Below are 16,456 nucleotides of genomic sequence, written 5' to 3' on the forward strand. Positions count from 1 at the left end.
TTCAGAGGGCAACGAGCGTCACTTCGGTCGCCTTGACGCTGGTCCAGACCCGCGCCCCGTCCGCGAGGGACAGCTCGGCGGCCGCCTGCGGGGTGATCTCGGCGACCAGGTCCGGCACCTGATCCGACCCCACCAGGACCCGCAGCCGGCTCCCGCCCGTCGTTATCTCGCGCACCGTCCCCGGCCACACGTTGCGCGGGCTCCCGGCCGGCTTCTCGCGGTGTACGGAGACGGCCTCGGGCGCGATGACCGCGAGCGCGGGCACCCCGGCCGGCAGCGGGTCGGCCGCGACGAGACGACCGCCGCCCGAGGGCTCCAGGCCGTCGGCGGTGGCGGTGCCCGGCCAGGCGTTGCGGCCGAGCATCCGGGCGACCCAGGGGGAGCGCGGGTGCCGGGTGACGTCGGCGGGCGGGGCGTCCTGAAGCGTGCGCCCGTCCTCCAGGACGAGGACCCGGTCGGCGAGCGCCACGGCCTCCACGGGGTCGTGAGTGACGATGAGGCAGACGCCGCCGAACCCGTCGAGATGGCGGCGCAGGGTGTGCCGGACCTGGGACCTGGTCGTCTGGTCGAGCGCGGCGAGCGGTTCGTCCAGGAGCAGCAGGCGCGGCCGGGCGGCCAGCGCGCGGGCCAGCGCGACGCGCTGCGCCTGGCCGCCGGAGACCTGGGCGGGGCGGCGCGAGGCCAGCTGCCCGACCCCGAGCCGGTCCAGCCACTCCTGCGCGGTGCGTCGGGCCTCGGCACGCGGTACGCCCCGGGCGCGCAGCCCGTACGCGGTGTTGGCGAGGGTGCTCAGATGCGGGAACAGCGCGCCGTCCTGCGGGACCCAGGCGACGCCCCGGCGGTGGGCGGGCAGGGCGGTGACGTCGGTGTCGCCCAGGAGGAGCCGGGCGTGGGCGCGCGGGGTGAGGCCGAGCAGGGCGCGCAGCAGGGTCGTCTTGCCGGCGCCGTTCGGGCCGACGACGGCGATGGTCGTCCCGGCCTCCGCGTCGAGGACCAGCTCGTTGAAGCCGGTGACCTCGGCGTGCAGCGGCCAGCTCTCCCGTACGTCCTTCGGAACGGAGACGGCGGGATCGGCGCGCACGTCGGTCCCCGGCTCGTCGTCCGCGGCGGCCTCCCGCCGCGTCCGCTCCGGCGGCGTCCCGGTCCACCGCCCGCGCAGCGCCAGCAGCACCGCCATGGCGATGACCAGCAGCAGCAGCGACACCGAGGTCGCCGCCTCCGGGCTGTCCTGGAGCAGCAGGTAGACCTGGAGCGGCAGGGTCTGCGTGGTGCCCGGGAGGTTTCCCGCGAAGGTGATGGTCGCGCCGAACTCGCCGAGTGCCCGCGCCCAGGTCAGCGCCGCTCCGGCGGCAAGACCGGGCGCCACCATCGGCAGGGTGACCGTGAAGAACACCCGTACCGGCGAAGCACCCAGGGAGGCGGCGGTCTCCTCGTAACGGGGGCGCAGCCCGCCCAGCGCGCCCTCCAGGCTGATCACCAGGAACGGCATGGCGACGAAGGTCGCCGCGAGCACCGCGCCCGAGGTGTGGAACGGCAGCGTGATCCCGAACCAGTCCTCCAGCCACGGCCCCAGCAGCCCGCGCCGGCCGAAGCCGAGCAGCAGGGCGACGCCGCCGACCGTGGGCGGCAGCACCATCGGCAGCAGCACCAGCGAGCGGACGAAGACCTTGCCGGGGAAGTCGACCCGGGCGAGCAGCCAGGCCAGCGGCACCCCGAGGACGAGCGAGAGGGCCAGCGCCCAGCCGGAGACGATCAGCGACAGCGTCAGCGCCTGGGTGGTGCCCTCACTGGTGAGGTGGCCGCCCAGCTCGCCCCACGAGGTCCGGGCCAGGATGCCGGCCAGCGGCAGCAGCAGGAACGCGACGGCCAGGAGCGCGGGGAGGGCCAGCACGATCGGCGCGCGGCCGCGGGGACGGTTCATCAGGATGATCCCTGGGGCTGGGGGCGGGGGGCCCGGCGCGTGCACGGGCCCCCGGTTACGTTACGGCTGCTGGAAGCCCGCGCCGGTCAGGATCTTCTGCGCCTCGGGGGTCGACAGCCATGCCACGAACGCCTCGGCTGCCGCGCTGTGCTTGCCGGCCTTGAGGGTCGCCGCCGGGTACGAGGCGACGGCGTTCTGCTCGTCCGGGATGTCGACCGAGTCGACCTTGCCCTCGGCCGAGGCGACATCGGTCTTGTAGACGAGACCGGCGTCCGCCTCGCCCAGCTCGACCTTGCTGAGCACCGCGCGCACGTTGGGCTCCTGCGAGACCGGCTTCACGGTGATCTTCTGGGCGTCCAGGATCTGCTTGCTGTACCGGCCCACCGGCACCTCGGACGCGGCCAGGACCACCTTCAGCTTGGTGTCGGCCAGGTCCTTGAGATTCTCGACCTTCTCCGGGTTGCCCTTGCCGGTCGCGATGACGAGACGGTTCTTCGCGATGACCGTGGGCGTGCCGGTGTCCGACTTCAGGCCGTCCATCGTCTTCGTGTCGGCGGTGACCAGCGCGTCGGCGGGGGCGCCCTGCTTGACCTGCGCGGCCAGCTCCTGGGACCCGGCGAAGGAGAACGTCACCTTCGTGCCCGGGTGCTCCTTCTCGTACGCGGCGCCCGCCTCCTTGAACACATCGGTGAGGGAGGCGGCGGCGAGGACGGTGAGATCGGCCGCGGGCACGCCGGACGCGGAGGCGCTGGAGCCGGTGGACGCGTCCTTCGTGTCGTCGTCGCTGCCGCACGCGGTGAGGGGCGTCAGCAGGCCCACGACGACGAGAGCCGCGGCAGCGCGTCGGCGGGTGAGGGCGGGGGTGAAGGACATGAGGGCGGAGCTCCTTGGGAACGCGAGAGGGCGATGCCGCCGGGCCGGTGAGCGGACCACCCGGTGGCGGGAGACAGCATGTGCCGAAGAATACGTGTTCGGGGATGGCATTTACACATGTCCATGCGAAAACACATGGCAGATGCGCACCGGCCTGGAGGAAGGTCCGAGCCGTGCGCGGAGGGTGCGACGGGGCCCCGGGCGATCCGGCGCCGGGTCCGTTGTCAGTGCCGCCGCCTACGGTGAAGACGTCGCTTGGGGAGCCTCGCAGAAGGAGCAGCAGTGCCTGCCAACAAGATCCAGCACAAGGTGAATCACGTCGCGCTCGTCGTGGACTGCTCGGGCTCCATGCGCCCGCATCAGGGGCAGCTCGTGCGCGTCGTGGACGAGTTCGTGGCCGGCCTGAAGGCCGAGTCGGACAGCCTCGGACACGAGACCCGGATCAGCCTCTACTCCTTCGACCACCGGGTGGAGAACCTGGTCTGGGACATGGACGTGAAGCATCTGCCGTCCATGCGCGGCCTGTACAAGGTGAACAACGGCGCGACGGCCCTCATCGAGGCGTCCCTGAAGTCCCTGGACGACCTGGGCCACATCTGGGAGGAGTACGGCGAGCACAGCTTCCTCCAGATCGTGGTGACCGACGGCGAGGAGAACGCCTCCGGCGGCGACCGCAGGCACGACGGGGACATGACGATCCTCGGCCCCTGGCTCGACCGCATCTCGGCGAAGATGGGCGCCCTCCCGGGCCACTGGACGTCGGCGATCCTCGTCCCCAACTCCCTGGCCAAGCGCACCGCCCAGAACTACGGCTTCCCGGCCGGCAACATCGCGATCTGGGACGCCGACTCGAAGGAGGGCGTCGAGGAGGCGATCGGCACCGTGCGCGCCGCCGCCACCAGCTTCCTGCGGGGCCGCGAGCAGGGCGTGCGCGGCACGAAGAACCTCTTCGCGGTCGGCCAGGACATATCCGTGGACGACGTCCGGGCCAGTCTCGAACCGGTCCCGGCCGACAAGTACCGGCTCCTGAAGGTCGACAAGGAGGTCGAGATCCGCGCCTTCGTCGACTCGCACCCGGGCGTCACCTACGAGCGCGGCGCCTGCTACTACCAGTTGGGCGCCCGCGTCCAGGTGCAGCCCGACAAGGAGGTCATCGTCGTGGAGAAGGACACCGACCGCGCCTACTCGGGCGACGCGGCCCGCAATCTGCTGTTCGGCTCCGGCGTCCGCGGCACGGTGTCCGTGAAGGCGGGGAACAACCCCGATCTGGAGGTGTACGTGCAGAGCCGTTCGGTCAACCGGAAGCTCAAGCCGAAGACCCGCCTGCTGATCATGCTCTGACGGCTCCGGCCCTGATCGGCACGACACCCCCTCGGGGCCTCCCGGAGCCGGGCGCCCGGGACCCGTCCGGAACCGGCCAGTAGAGTGCGGGAGCGTCAGCCCCCGAGACCCGAGGTACCGTCCGTGACCCCCGAGCACCCCCGCCCGCCCGCAGTCACCGTGGTCGGGATCGGAGCCGACGGATGGGCGGGCCTGCCCGACCCGGCCCGTACGGAGCTGGCGGCCGCCCAGGTCCTGATCGGCGCCGGGCGCCAGCTCGACCTGCTGCCGCCCGAGTGCGCGGGCACCCGCGTGCCCTGGCCCTCGCCGCTGCGCCCCGCGGTGCCCGGCCTGCTCGCCGCGCACACGGGCCGCCGCATCGCCGTCCTGGCCAGCGGCGACCCCATGTTCTACGGGATCGGCCGGGCCCTCACCGAGATCCTGGGTCCGGACCGGCTGCACGTCCTGCCGCACCCCTCGTCCGTCTCCTACGCCTGCGCCCGGATCGGCTGGCCGCTGGAGGACACCGAGGTCGTCACCCTGGTCGGCCGCCCCGCCGCCCGGCTCGCCGCCGCCCTCCACGAAGGACGCCGGCTGCTCGTCCTCAGCGCCGACGCCACCACCCCGGCCACCGTCGCCGCACTGCTGCGCGACCACGGCTTCGGGCCCAGCCGCCTGCGGGTCCTGGAACAGCTCGGCGGCGAGGACGAGGCGTGCGCCGAGGGCACGGCGGACGGCTGGGACCACCCGGCCGGCGACCCGCTCAACGTCGTCGCCGTCGAGTGCCGGGCCGCGCCGGGGGCGCTGCGCCTCGGCGCCGTACCGGGCCTGCCGGACGAGGCGTACGCGCACGACGGCCAGTTGACCAAGCGTCACGTCCGGGCCGTCACCCTGGGCGTGCTCGCCCCCGCCCCCGGCGAACTCCTCTGGGACATCGGCGGCGGCTCCGGCTCCATCGCGATCGAGTGGATGCGCGTCCACCCCTCCTGCCGGGCCGTCACCGTCGAACGCGACCCCGTTCGCGCGGCGCGCATCGCGGCGAACGCCGACCGGCTCGGGGTTCCCGGCCTCCGCGTCGTCACCGGCCGGGCGCCCGGCAGCCTGGCCGGGCTGCCCGCCCCGGACGCCGTGTTCATCGGCGGCGGCCTCACCGCGCCCGGCCTCCTCGACACCTGCCTCGCCGCGCTCCCGCCCGGCGGCCGGCTGGTCGCCAACACGGTCACCCTGGAATCCGAAGCGCTGCTCGCCGCCCGGCACAAGGAGCACGGCGGGGAGCTGACCCGCCTCGCCGTGGCGCACGCCGTGCCGGTCGGCACGTTCACCGGCTGGCGGCAGGCCATGCCCGTCACCCAGTGGTCCGTACGCAAGCCCTCGGACGCCGCAACGGCCCCCGCACAACCCTCAGGAGACGACAACAGATGACCGTGTACTTCATCGGCGCGGGCCCCGGCGCCGCCGACCTGATCACGGTGCGCGGCGCGCGCACGCTCGCCGCCTGCCGGGTGTGCCTGTACGCGGGCAGCCTGGTGCCCCGCGAACTCCTGGCCGAATGCCCGGACGACGCCCGCCTGGTGGACACCGCGCGGCTCGACATCGACGCGATCACCGCCGAACTCGTCGCCGCGCACCGGGCCGGCCACGACGTGGCGCGGCTGCACTCCGGCGACCCGTCGGTGTTCAGCGCGGTCAACGAGCAGATGCGCCGCCTGGACGAGGCGGGCGTGCCGTACGAAGTGGTCCCGGGCGTGCCCGCGTTCGCGGCCGCGGCGGCCGCCCTCAAGCGCGAGCTGACCGTGCCGACCGTGGGCCAGACCGTCATCCTGACCCGGATCGCCCAGCGGGCCACCGCCATGCCCGAGGGCGAGGACCTGGCGACGCTCGGCCGTAGCGGCGCCCTGATCGTCCTGCACCTCGCGGCCCGTTACGCGGACCGCGTCGTCGATGAGCTGCTGCCGCACTACGGGGCGGACTGCCCGGCCGCCGTCGTCGCGATGGCCTCCCGCCCCGACGAACTGGTGCTGCGCGGCACCCTGGCGGACATCGCGGAGCAGGTGAAGGCCGCGGGAGTCATCCGTACCGCCGTGATCATGGTCGGCCGCACCCTGGGCGCCGAGCAGTTCCACGACAGCCACCTCTACTCACCCGCCCGCGACCGCCACACCTGCTGACCGGGGGCCTGTCCGGTGGCCGGCCGGGTCAGCGTGCGGAGCTGCGCCCCACCACCGTGCCCGCCCGGTCGATGCAGATCACGTCCACGGCCACCGGCGCCCCCCGCAGCACCGACAGCGCCTCGTCCCGCGCGGCCACGGCCACCAGATCGCCCAGCGGCACCCCGCGCGCCTGGCACAGCTGGAGTGCGGCGAGCCCGGTGTTGGCGACGGCGATCGCGGAGGCCAGGGCCTCGTCGGCACCGCCGCGCCGGGCCAGCTCCGCCAGATGCGCCTTGTCGACCTGGGAGCGCCCCGAGTGGAGGTCCAGATGCCCGGCGGCGAGCTTCGACAGCTTGGCGAACCCGCCGCAGATCGTGAGCCGGTCCACCGGGTGGCGGCGTACGTACTTCAGCACCGCGCCCGCGAAGTCGCCCATGTCCAGCAGCGCGATCTCCGGCAGCCCGTATTCGGCGACCACCGTCTTTTCCGAGGTGGACCCCGTGCACCCGGCGACATGGGTGTGCCCGGCCGCGCGCGCCACGTCCACGCCGCGCCGGATCGAGTCGATCCAGGCCGAGCAGGAGTACGGCACCACGACCCCGGTCGTGCCGAGGATCGACAGACCGCCCAGGATGCCCAGGCGCGGGTTCCAGGTGGAGCGCGCGATCTCCTCGCCGTCGTCCACGCCGATCGTCACCTCGACGTCCCCGGACCCGCCGTGCGCCGCTGCGACCCGCGCGATGTGGTCCCGGATCATCTGCCGCGGCACCGGGTTGACCGCCGGTTCGCCGACGTCCAGCGGCAGCCCCGGCAGCGTCACCGTGCCGACGCCCGGGCCCGCCCGGAACACCACCCCCGAGCCCGGCGGCAGCACCCGCACGCTCACCCGCACCAGGGCGCCGTGCGTCACATCCGGGTCGTCGCCCGCGTCCTTCACCACGCCCGCCGACGCCCGCCCGTCGCCCAGCTCCTCCACGGCGAGCGCGAACGCCGGGGTCTGGCCCCGGGGCAGCGTGATCGTCACCGGGTCCGGGAAGTCCCCGCTCAGCAGCGCCGTGTACGCGGCCGTCGCGGCGGCCGTCGCGCAGGCCCCGGTCGTCCAGCCGGGCCGCAGACCGGTGTGCTTGAGTTGGGCGCCGCGCCCGCCTTTCGTCTCACTCATGGATGGTCCCTGTGCACGTACTGATTCTGGGCGGGACGACGGAGGCCCGCCGGCTCGCCGAGCTGCTGGTGGCAGAGCTGCCCGCCGGGAGCAGGGTCACCAGCTCCCTGGCCGGCCGGGTGGCCCGGCCGAAGCTGCCGCCGGGGGAGGTCCGGGTCGGCGGCTTCGGCGGGGCCGACGGGCTCGCGGACTGGCTTCGCGAGCACCGGGTGCACGCGCTCATCGACGCCACCCATCCTTTCGCCGGGACGATCACCTTCAACGCGGCCGTCGCGGCCGCCGCCGCCCATGTTCCCCTGCTCATGCTGCGCCGGCCCGGCTGGGTGCCCGGCGCCGGTGACGACTGGCACCCGGTCGGCTCCCTGGCCGAGGCGGCCGAGGCGCTGCCCGCACTGGGGCGGAGGGTGTTCCTCACCACGGGGCGGATGGGGCTCGCCGCCTTCGCGGACCTGGACGGGCTGTGGTTCCTGATGCGGTCCGTGGACGCCCCGGAGCCGCCGTACCCTGCCCGGATGGAGACCCTGCTCGACCGGGGCCCCTTCACCCTGGAAGGCGAGCGCGAGCTGATCCGCCGGCACCGCGTCGACGTCCTCGTTACCAAGGACAGCGGCGGCGCCGCGACCGCCCCCAAACTGACCGCCGCCCGCGAGGCCGGCATCCCCGTGGTCGTGGTCCGCCGGCCACCGGTCCCCGAGGGGGGCGCGGTGGCCGGCACCCCGGAGGAGGCCCTGGGCCGGCTTCAACGGCTGACGGATCAGCTCTCCGGGTAGCGGCGCGGCGTCCACACGATCCGCGTGCCGTCGCCCCGCCGCCCCCACCGGGTCTGCGAGGACCCGACGATGAGGATCGTGCGCATGTCCACCTCGGCCGGATCGAGGTCCGCGAGGCGCACACTCCGTACGCTCTCGGCCGGCCCGCCGACGTCCCGGCCGAGGACCACGGGCGTGTCCGGCGAGCGGTGTTCCAGGAGCAGATCCCGGGCCTTGCCGACCTGCCAGGTCCGGGACCGCGAACCGGGGTTGTACAGCGCGAGCACCAGGTCCGCCGAGGCGGCGGACCGCAGCCGCTCCGCGATGACCTCCCACGGCTTGAGCCGGTCCGACAGCGAGATCGTCGCGTAGTCGTGGCCGAGCGGCGCGCCCGCCCGGGCCGCCGCCGCGTTGGCCGCCGTCACCCCGGGCAGCACCCGCACCGGCACGTCCGCGTACTCCTCCTGCGACGCGACTTCGAGCACCGCCGTCGCCATGGCGAAAACCCCCGGGTCCCCGCCGGACACCACGGCGACCCGCCGCCCGCGCCGGGCCAGGTCGAGCGCGAACTCCGCCCGCTCCGACTCCACCTTGTTGTCCGAGCCGTGCCGGATCTGCCCCGGCCGGACCGGCACCCGGTCCAGGTACGTGGTGTAGCCGACCAGGTCGTCGGCGGCGGCCAGCGCCCCGCGCGTCTCGGGCGTCAGCCACAGCGGGCCCGCCGGGCCCGTGCCGACGACGGTCACCTCACCGTCGCCCGGGGCGCGCTCCGGGCGGGCGTCGATCCGGCTCGGCAGCACGGCGACCGCGAAGTACGGCACCGATTCGGCGTCCGTGTCCGCGAGTTCGCCCAGCCGCTCGCCGGCCATCGTGGCGCGCTCCACATAGCGGGCCTCGGGCAGCCGGCCCGACGCCTCGAACGCCCGGCGCACGGCGGGGAAGGTGCGGCCGAGCTTCATCACCACGGCCGCGTCGGTCGCGGCCAGCCTGGCCGTCAGCTCATCCTCCGGCAGCGTGCCGGGCAGGATCGTCAGGACCTCCTCGCCCTCCGCGAGCGGGGCCCCGAGCCGGGCGGCGGCCGCGCTGACCGAGGTCACCCCGGGAATCACCTCGGTCGGATAGCGGTCGGCCAGCCGCTTGTGCATGTGCATGTACGAGCCGTAGAACATCGGGTCGCCCTCGGCGAGCACGGCGACCGTGCGCCCCGCGTCCAGGTGCACGGCGAGCCGGGCCGCCGCCTCGGTGTAGAAGTCCTCCAGCGCGCCCCGGTAGCCGCCCGGGTGGTCCGTGGTCTCCGTCGTGACGGGGTAGACCAGGGCCTCCTCGATGTGGTCGGCGCGCAGGTGCTTCGCCGCGATGGACCGGGCGATGGACCGGCCGTGCCGGGCGCTGTGGTAGGCGACGACATCCGCCGCCGCGATGACCTCCACGGCGCGCAGGGTCATCAGATTCGGGTCGCCGGGGCCGAGCCCGACCCCGTAGAGCCGGCCCGCCCGCTCGTCCGGCCGTCCCGTCTGCTGCTCGCTCACGGTCACTCTTCCTCGCTGGCGATGGCGTTGAGCGCGGCGGCCGCGATGGCGCTCCCGCCGCGCCGGCCGCGCACGATCAGGTGGTCGAGCCCCGACGGGTGGGCGGCCAGGGCGTCCTTCGACTCGGCGGCCCCGACGAACCCGACCGGGACCCCGATGACGGCGGCGGGGCGCGGGGCCCCCTCCTCGATCATTTCGAGCAGCCGGAAGAGGGCGGTCGGCGCGTTCCCGACGGCCACCACCGCCCCGTCGAGCCGGTCCCGCCACAGCTCCAGGGCGGCCGCCGAGCGGGTCGTGCCCAGCTCTGCCGCGAGCCCGGGCACCGCCGGGTCGGACAGGGTGCACACCACCTCGTTGTCCGCCGGCAGCCGCTTGCGGGTGACCCCGCTGGCGACCATGGCCACATCGCACAGGATGGGCGCGCCGGCCCGCAGCGCGGCGCGGGCGCGGGCGACCGCGCCGGGCGTGTAGCCGAGGTCGCGTACGAGGTCGACCATCCCGCAGGCGTGGATCATCCGGACCGCGACCTGGCTCACGTCCGCGGGCAGCCCGGCGAGGTCCGCCTCCGCCCGGATGGTGGCGAAGGACTGGCGATAGATGGCCGGTCCGTCCTTCTCGTACTCGTACACAGTGGTGTCGCTCTCTTCTTGGGGCGGGGGTGGGTCAGGAAAAGTGTGGGGCGGTCAGGTGCGAGGGTTACGGGCCGCCGCCACGGCGTCGGCCAGCGCGACCGGGTCGTCGGCGACGCGGACCGGGGCGCCGCGCCCGCCGTCCCGTACGACGGACACCCGGTAGCCGCCGTCCGGACCGGCGACCACGTCGACCCACGCACCGCGCGGGTGCCCGCACCGCCGCTCGCACCCGGACCAGTGCACGGGCAGGGCGTCCACGGGCGGGGCGACGGGCAGCGCCGACGCGGCGTCACCCCGCACATCGGCCAGGGACTTCGCGCACCCCGGCCGCCCGATGCACGCCCCGACCCCGGTCCACGGCGAGCGGTCCCCGGTGACGAGGCCCACGGCCGCCAACACGTCGAGCGCACCGGCCGCCCGGTCCCGCCGGACCCCGGGCACGACGACTCCGCGCCACGGGGTGAGCCGAAGTTCACCGGCGCCGTGGTCCCGGGCGAGGTCCGTCAGCGTCCGCCACCGCACCGCGTCCGCCCGCCCGAGCGGCAGCCCGACGGACAGCGCGTCCGCTTCCCCGGACCCCGTCACCACACCGAGCGCCGGGGGAGTGCCGTCCGGCACCGGTACGGTCCCGAGGGCGACGGGCAGCCCGGCGGCGCCCAGCCCCCGTACCACCGCGTCGAACACCGGTTCCGCGCCCCCGGGCAGCTCGGCCACCCGCCAGGCGCCGGAACCGGCCGCCAGGGACAGGAACACCGTCGCCGCGAGCAGCGCGGCGCGCGGCGCCCCGGCCGCCGGAATCCGGGCCACCGAGTCCAGCGCCCCGATCCGCAGCTCCGCGTCCCCGTCCGCCCGCGCCCGCAGCGTCACATCCGCGCCCAGCGCGTCCACGTCACCGCGCCCGTCGTCCAGTGCGAACAGGAACCGGCCCGAAAGCCCGGCCGCCTCCTCGCTCGCGCACACCAGCGCGTCCAGCGCGGTCAGCCACGGGCGGACATCGCGCTCACCGAGGCCGTCGATCCCGGACAGCGGGGAGGCCACCACATTGCGGACCCGCTCATGCCGCTCGGAGGGCAAAAGTCCCATTTCGTACATGCGTGAGGCGAGTTCACCCCCGCACTCCGCACCCAGCCCGCGCAGCTGCACATTGCCGCGCGAAGTGAGATACAGCTCACCATCGCCCAGCCGTCCGGCCAACTCCCGGAGCCCGTCCGCCTGCTCCACACCGAGCGCGCCACCGGGCACCCGGACCCGCGCCAACGCCCCGTCGTCCGCCCGGTGCAGCCGCAGCGCACCGGGGCAGGCGTCGCCGCGCGACCGGAAACGGGCGTCGTCGGGCTGGGCGAAATGGGGGGCTGGGGGAGGCATGGCGGCGAGCATACCGACCATCTCATCCGATCCGTATGACCCACCGGACCCCCCGGCCCGTACTATGCCTGCGGGGCCCGTCTTCGCGGACGGACCCCGGCGGACCTCCGGGTCCGTCGTCGCCACAGACGGCGACAGGGGAGGAAGCCCGGTGCGATTCCGGCGCGGTCCCGCCACTGTGAGCCCGGCCCACCAGGCCGGGCGAGTCAGGAACTCCCTTCCCCGCACGTTCGGCAGGTCCGAGCAGGGGATCACGACACCGCCCGGGGCGTGGACACCCCGAGGAAGGCCAGACGCCGCATGATCCTGCTCCTGTCGACGTCCGACACCGACCTGCTCAGCGCCCGCGCCTCCGACGGACCCGTCCGCTACCGGTACGCGAACCCCTCCCGCCTCCCGCTCCAGGACCTGCCCGCACTCCTGGACGGCACCGACCTCGTCGTCGTACGCCTCCTCGGCGGAGTCCGCGCCTGGCAGGACGGCCTCGACCACCTGCTCGCCACCGGCCGCCCCGTCGTCGTCCTCACCGGCGAACAGGCCCCCGACGCCCAGCTGATGGCCGCCTCCACCGTCCCGATCGGGATCGCCGCCGAGGCCCACGCCTACCTCGCGCACGGCGGCCCCGCCAATCTGGACCAGCTCGCCCGCTTCCTCTCCGACACCGTGCTGCTCACCGGCCACGGCTTCGAACCGCCCGCCGCCGCACCCTCCTGGGGCCCGCTGGAGCGCACCCCCCGACAGACGGCGGACGACGCCCCCACGGTGGCCGTGCTCTACTACCGCGCCCACCACATGAGCGGCAACACCGCCTTCATCGAGACCCTGTGCCGGGCCGTCGAGGCCGAGGGCGCCAAGGCCCTCCCGCTGTACGTCGCATCCCTGCGCAGCCCCGAACCCGAGCTCATCGACACCCTGCGCGGCGCCGACGCGATCGTCACCACGGTCCTCGCGGCGGGCGGCACCCGGCCCGCCGAGGCGTCGGCCGGCGGCGACGACGAGTCCTGGGACGCGGGCGCGCTCACCGCGCTCGACGTCCCGATCCTCCAGGCGCTCTGCCTCACCGGCTCCCGCACCGACTGGGAGGGCAACGACGAGGGCGTCTCCCCGCTGGACGCCGCGAGCCAGATCGCCGTGCCCGAATTCGACGGCCGCCTGATCACCGTTCCGTTCTCCTTCAAGGAGATCGACGAGGACGGCCTCCCCGCCTACGTCGCCGACGACGAACGCGCCGCCCGTGTGGCCGGCATCGCCGTCCGCCACGCCCGGCTGCGCCACATCCCGAACGCCGAGAAGCGCGTCGCGCTCGTCCTCTCCGCGTACCCGACCAAGCACTCCCGTATCGGCAACGCCGTCGGACTCGACACCCCCGCCAGCGCGGTCGCCCTGCTGCGCCGACTGCGCGAGGAGGGCTACGACTTCGGTACGGAGGAGGTCCCCGGGCTCGCCTCCGGCGACGGCGACGAGCTGATCTACGCCCTCATCGAGGCGGGCGGCCACGACCAGGCGTGGCTCACCGAGGAGCAGCTGGCCCGCAACCCGGTCCGTATCCCCGCCGCCGACTACCGCCGCTGGTACGCCACGCTGCCCGCCGAACTCCGCGAGGGCGTCGAGGAGCGCTGGGGCCCGCCGCCCGGCGAGATGTTCGTGGACCGCTCCCGCAACCCGGAGGGCGACATCGTGCTCGCCGCGCTGCGCCGGGGCAACCTCCTCATCCTCATCCAGCCCCCGCGCGGCTTCGGCGAGAACCCGATCGCGATCTACCACGACCCGGATCTGCCGCCCTCGCACCACTACCTGGCCGCCTACCGCTGGATCGCCGCCCGCGCCGACGACAACGGCTTCGGCGCCGACGCGATGATCCACCTCGGCAAGCACGGCAACCTCGAATGGCTGCCCGGCAAGAACGCGGGCCTGTCCGCCTCCTGCGGTCCGGACGCGGCGCTCGGCGACCTTCCGCTGATCTACCCGTTCCTCGTCAACGACCCGGGCGAGGGCACCCAGGCCAAGCGCCGGGCGCACGCCACGCTGGTGGACCACCTGGTGCCGCCGATGGCCCGGGCCGACAGCTACGGGGACATCGCCCGCCTGGAACAACTCCTGGACGAGCACGCCCAGATCGCGGCCATGGACCCGGCCAAGCTGCCGGCGATCCGCGCCCAGATCTGGACCCTGATCCAGGCCGCGAAGCTCGACCACGACCTGGGCGTCGAGGACCGCCCGGAGGACGAGGGCTTCGACGACTTCATCATGCATCTGGACGGCTGGCTCTGTGAGATCAAGGACGTCCAGATCCGCGACGGCCTCCACGTCCTCGGCAACGCGCCGACCGGCGCCGCCCGCGTCAACCTGATCCTGGCGATCCTCCGGGCCCGCCAGATCTGGGGCGGCACGACGTCCCTGCCGGGCCTGCGCGAGGCGCTGGGCCTGGACGAGTCCGCGGCGACCCGCGCGGACGCGGACGCGGTGGAGGACCAGGCCCGGGCCCTGGTCCAGGCGATGGAGGACGCGGGCTGGGACCCGTCGGCCCTCCAAGCCCCTGCGGCGGGCGATCAGCCCAATCAAGCCCCTGCGGCGATTGAGCAGCGGGGTCCGGGGCAGAGCCCCGAGCAGCCGACCCGCACACTGCTCCACGACCTCAGCCCAGACGTGGCGGCCATCCTCAACTTCGCGGCCCAGGAGGTCGCCCCCCGCCTCGCCGGGACCACCGACGAACTGGACCACTGCGTCCACGCCCTCAACGGCGGATTCGTCCCCGCAGGCCCCTCCGGCTCACCTCTCCGGGGGCTCGTCAACGTCCTCCCGACCGGCCGCAACTTCTACTCCGTGGACCCGAAGGCCGTCCCCTCCCGGCTCGCCTGGGAGACCGGCCAGGCCCTCGCCGACTCACTCCTCAACCGCTACCGCGAGGACAACGGCGACTGGCCGGTGTCCGTGGGCCTCTCCCTCTGGGGTACGAGCGCCATGCGCACCGCGGGCGACGACGTCGCGGAGGCGTTCGCCCTGCTCGGCGTGCGCCCGGTCTGGGACGACGCCTCGCGCCGCGTCACCGGCCTGGAGGCGGTCCCGGCCGAGGAGCTGGGCCGCCCCCGCATCGACGTCACCCTCCGCATCAGCGGCTTCTTCCGCGACGCGTTCCCGCACACCATCGGCCTCCTGGACGACGCCGTGCGGCTGGCAGCCTCGCTGGACGAACCCGCCGAGCTCAACCACGTACGGGCGCACACCCAGGCCGACCTGGCCGAGCACGGGGACGAGCGCCGGGCCACCACCCGTATCTTCGGCTCGCGCCCCGGCACGTACGGCGCCGGGCTGCTCCAGCTCATCGACTCCCGTGACTGGCGCACCGACGCCGACCTCGCCGAGGTCTACACGACCTGGGGCGGCTACGCCTACGGCCGCGACCTGGACGGCTGCCCGGCCCGCGAGGAGATGGAGACCGCGTACAAGCGCATCGCGGTCGCCGCGAAGAACACCGACACCCGCGAGCACGACATCGCGGACTCCGACGACTACTTCCAGTACCACGGGGGAATGGTCGCCACGGTCCGTGCGCTGAAGGGGACCGCCCCGGAGGCGTACATCGGGGACTCCACCCGCCCCGAGACGGTCCGCACACGCACCCTGACCGAGGAGACCTCGCGCGTCTTCCGCGCCCGCGTCGTCAACCCGAAGTGGATCGAGGCGATGCGCCGCCACGGCTACAAGGGCGCCTTCGAGCTGGCCGCGACCGTCGACTACCTCTTCGGTTACGACGCCACGACGGGCGTGGTCGCGGACTGGATGTACGACAAGCTGACCGAGACCTACGTCCTGGACCCGGCCAACCGCGCCTTCCTGGAACAGGCCAACCCGTGGGCCCTGCACGGCATCGCGGAACGCCTGCTGGAGGCCGAGTCGCGCGGCATGTGGGCCAAGCCCGACCCGGCGGTCCTCGAAGCACTGCGCCAGGTCTTCCTGGAGACGGAAGGAAACCTGGAGGGCGAGGAGTAAGCCTCTAGCCGGCGGTACCGGGCTTCACACCCCACACATAGACGACGTCGTCGAGCGCGAGCAGATCCCACAGCTTCGCCGCGTCGTCCACGGTGAGGTTGACGCAGCCCGCCGACCCGCCGCCGTCGTACAGGTCCCCCGGGTGCCCGTGCAGCGCCTGCCCGCCGTCGAAGAACTGCGAGTACGGCATGGGGGCGTCGTCGTAGATGTCGGAGACGTGGTCGCGGTCGCGCCAGTAGATGGTGTGCCGGCCGGGCCGCGTCTCCTGCGCGTCGCGGCCCGTACGAATGGCCACGGGCCCGAACACGACCGTCCGCCCCTTCTGCACCCACAGCAGCTGGCGGTCCATGTCCACACAGGTCACCCGCCCGGTCTCGACGGGGCAGCTTCCGGCGGCGTTCGGGTCCGGCGCGGCCTCGACCACGAGCATCGCGCGGTACGTACCGAGGTCGGCGAACCCGTCCGGGTGCGGGCGGCCCCGCTCGGTCTGGAAGGACCGGATCGCCCGGCAGTCGGCGTCGGACTGACGCCCGTCCACGGGCAGTCCGAGATGGGTCTCCAGCTGCCGCTGGTACGGCCCGGCCGGCGCGGTGCACGCGGTGTCGCGGGCGGCGGAGGCGGCCGAGGGGGCCGCGGTGCACAGCAGCGCCATGGCCGCGGTGGCGACGGTGGCACCGATGAGGCGGTGGGAACGGGACACGGCCGGACCTCCTGCGGGATCAACGGAAACGGTGTATTGCCGAGCCAATCAGCACAAACGCCCGG

At 74.2% G+C, this 16,456-nt stretch carries 12 protein-coding genes and 1 riboswitch; of the genes, 5 read left to right on the top strand and 7 right to left on the bottom strand.

Annotated features, from left to right (window positions below):
* Position 1: 1 nt before the first annotated feature.
* Complete coding sequence (locus OG338_RS24380) at positions 2-1,921, bottom strand: ABC transporter permease (protein ID WP_405939349.1); 1,920 nt, start codon at positions 1,919-1,921, stop codon at positions 2-4.
* A 60-nt stretch (positions 1,922-1,981) separates the two neighbouring features.
* Positions 1,982-2,794 carry a molybdate ABC transporter substrate-binding protein gene (gene modA, locus OG338_RS24385; RefSeq protein WP_405939350.1) on the bottom strand — a complete coding sequence of 271 codons (813 nt, stop codon included), beginning with the start codon at positions 2,792-2,794 and terminating at the stop codon, positions 1,982-1,984.
* 282 nt (positions 2,795-3,076) lie between these two features.
* Here modA and OG338_RS24390 point away from each other — a divergent pair, with 282 nt between their 5' ends.
* The 3 genes from OG338_RS24390 (at position 3,077) to cobM (ending at position 6,282) form a co-directional block, all read left to right on the top strand.
* Complete coding sequence (locus OG338_RS24390) at positions 3,077-4,135, top strand: VWA domain-containing protein (RefSeq protein ID WP_405939351.1); 1,059 nt, start codon at positions 3,077-3,079, stop codon at positions 4,133-4,135.
* Positions 4,136-4,258: 123 nt separating this feature from the next.
* Positions 4,259-5,536: a precorrin-6y C5,15-methyltransferase (decarboxylating) subunit CbiE gene (gene cbiE / locus OG338_RS24395; RefSeq protein WP_405939352.1), complete on the top strand. Its 1,278-nt coding sequence runs from the start codon at positions 4,259-4,261 to the stop codon at positions 5,534-5,536.
* Positions 5,533-6,282, top strand: coding sequence for a precorrin-4 C(11)-methyltransferase (gene cobM, locus OG338_RS24400; protein ID WP_405939353.1), 750 nt, complete (start codon positions 5,533-5,535; stop codon positions 6,280-6,282). The genes cbiE and cobM overlap by 4 nt, the downstream gene beginning before the upstream one ends.
* 28 nt (positions 6,283-6,310) lie before the next feature.
* On the opposite strand, the gene OG338_RS24405 is transcribed toward cobM, so the two are convergent.
* Complete coding sequence (locus OG338_RS24405) at positions 6,311-7,426, bottom strand: cobalt-precorrin-5B (C(1))-methyltransferase (protein WP_405939354.1); 1,116 nt, start codon at positions 7,424-7,426, stop codon at positions 6,311-6,313.
* A gap of 11 nt (positions 7,427-7,437) precedes the next feature.
* Between OG338_RS24405 and OG338_RS24410 the strand changes: the two genes are divergently transcribed.
* Positions 7,438-8,196: a cobalt-precorrin-6A reductase gene (locus tag OG338_RS24410; protein WP_405939355.1), complete on the top strand. Its 759-nt coding sequence runs from the start codon at positions 7,438-7,440 to the stop codon at positions 8,194-8,196.
* Here the strand turns inward: OG338_RS24410 and OG338_RS24415 are convergent.
* The 3 genes from OG338_RS24415 to cobG are packed head-to-tail and all read right to left on the bottom strand — an operon-like array spanning position 8,181 to position 11,722.
* On the bottom strand, positions 8,181-9,710 hold the full coding sequence (locus OG338_RS24415) for a precorrin-2 C(20)-methyltransferase (protein ID WP_405939356.1): 1,530 nt from the start codon (positions 9,708-9,710) through the stop codon (positions 8,181-8,183). The genes OG338_RS24410 and OG338_RS24415 overlap by 16 nt on opposite strands.
* A complete protein-coding gene (locus OG338_RS24420) occupies positions 9,707-10,333 on the bottom strand; it encodes a precorrin-8X methylmutase (RefSeq protein ID WP_143623089.1) in 627 nt (208 codons plus the stop codon). The genes OG338_RS24415 and OG338_RS24420 overlap by 4 nt, the downstream gene beginning before the upstream one ends.
* Before the next feature lie 54 nt (positions 10,334-10,387).
* Entirely contained in the window at positions 10,388-11,722 is a 1,335-nt protein-coding gene (gene cobG / locus OG338_RS24425; protein WP_405939357.1) for a precorrin-3B synthase, read from the bottom strand.
* A 119-nt stretch (positions 11,723-11,841) separates the two neighbouring features.
* Positions 11,842-11,917: riboswitch (cobalamin riboswitch) on the top strand.
* Between the two features lie 84 nt (positions 11,918-12,001).
* Here cobG and cobN point away from each other — a divergent pair.
* Positions 12,002-15,691: a cobaltochelatase subunit CobN gene (cobN, locus tag OG338_RS24430; RefSeq protein WP_405939358.1), complete on the top strand. Its 3,690-nt coding sequence runs from the start codon at positions 12,002-12,004 to the stop codon at positions 15,689-15,691.
* 4 nt (positions 15,692-15,695) lie between these two features.
* Here cobN and OG338_RS24435 read toward each other — a convergent pair whose 3' ends face one another.
* Positions 15,696-16,391: a L,D-transpeptidase gene (locus OG338_RS24435; RefSeq protein WP_405939359.1), complete on the bottom strand. Its 696-nt coding sequence runs from the start codon at positions 16,389-16,391 to the stop codon at positions 15,696-15,698.
* Positions 16,392-16,456: the final 65 nt, after the last annotated feature.

Source organism: Streptomyces sp. NBC_00726, assembly GCF_045161735.1.
Classification (GTDB): Bacteria; Actinomycetota; Actinomycetes; order Streptomycetales; family Streptomycetaceae; genus Streptomyces.

Excerpts from the sequence above, each read along its gene's own strand:
- OG338_RS24380 (WP_405939349.1), bottom strand. The coding sequence starts at position 1,921 with ATGAACCGTCCCCGCGGCCGCGCGCCGATCGTGCTGGCCCTCCCCGCG.
- cobM (WP_405939353.1), top strand. The coding sequence starts at position 5,533 with ATGACCGTGTACTTCATCGGCGCGGGCCCCGGCGCCGCCGACCTGATC.
- OG338_RS24405 (WP_405939354.1), bottom strand. The coding sequence starts at position 7,426 with ATGAGTGAGACGAAAGGCGGGCGCGGCGCCCAACTCAAGCACACCGGT.
- cobG (WP_405939357.1), bottom strand. The coding sequence starts at position 11,722 with ATGGTCGGTATGCTCGCCGCCATGCCTCCCCCAGCCCCCCATTTCGCC.
- cobN (WP_405939358.1), top strand. The coding sequence starts at position 12,002 with ATGATCCTGCTCCTGTCGACGTCCGACACCGACCTGCTCAGCGCCCGC.
- modA (WP_405939350.1), bottom strand. The coding sequence starts at position 2,794 with ATGTCCTTCACCCCCGCCCTCACCCGCCGACGCGCTGCCGCGGCTCTC.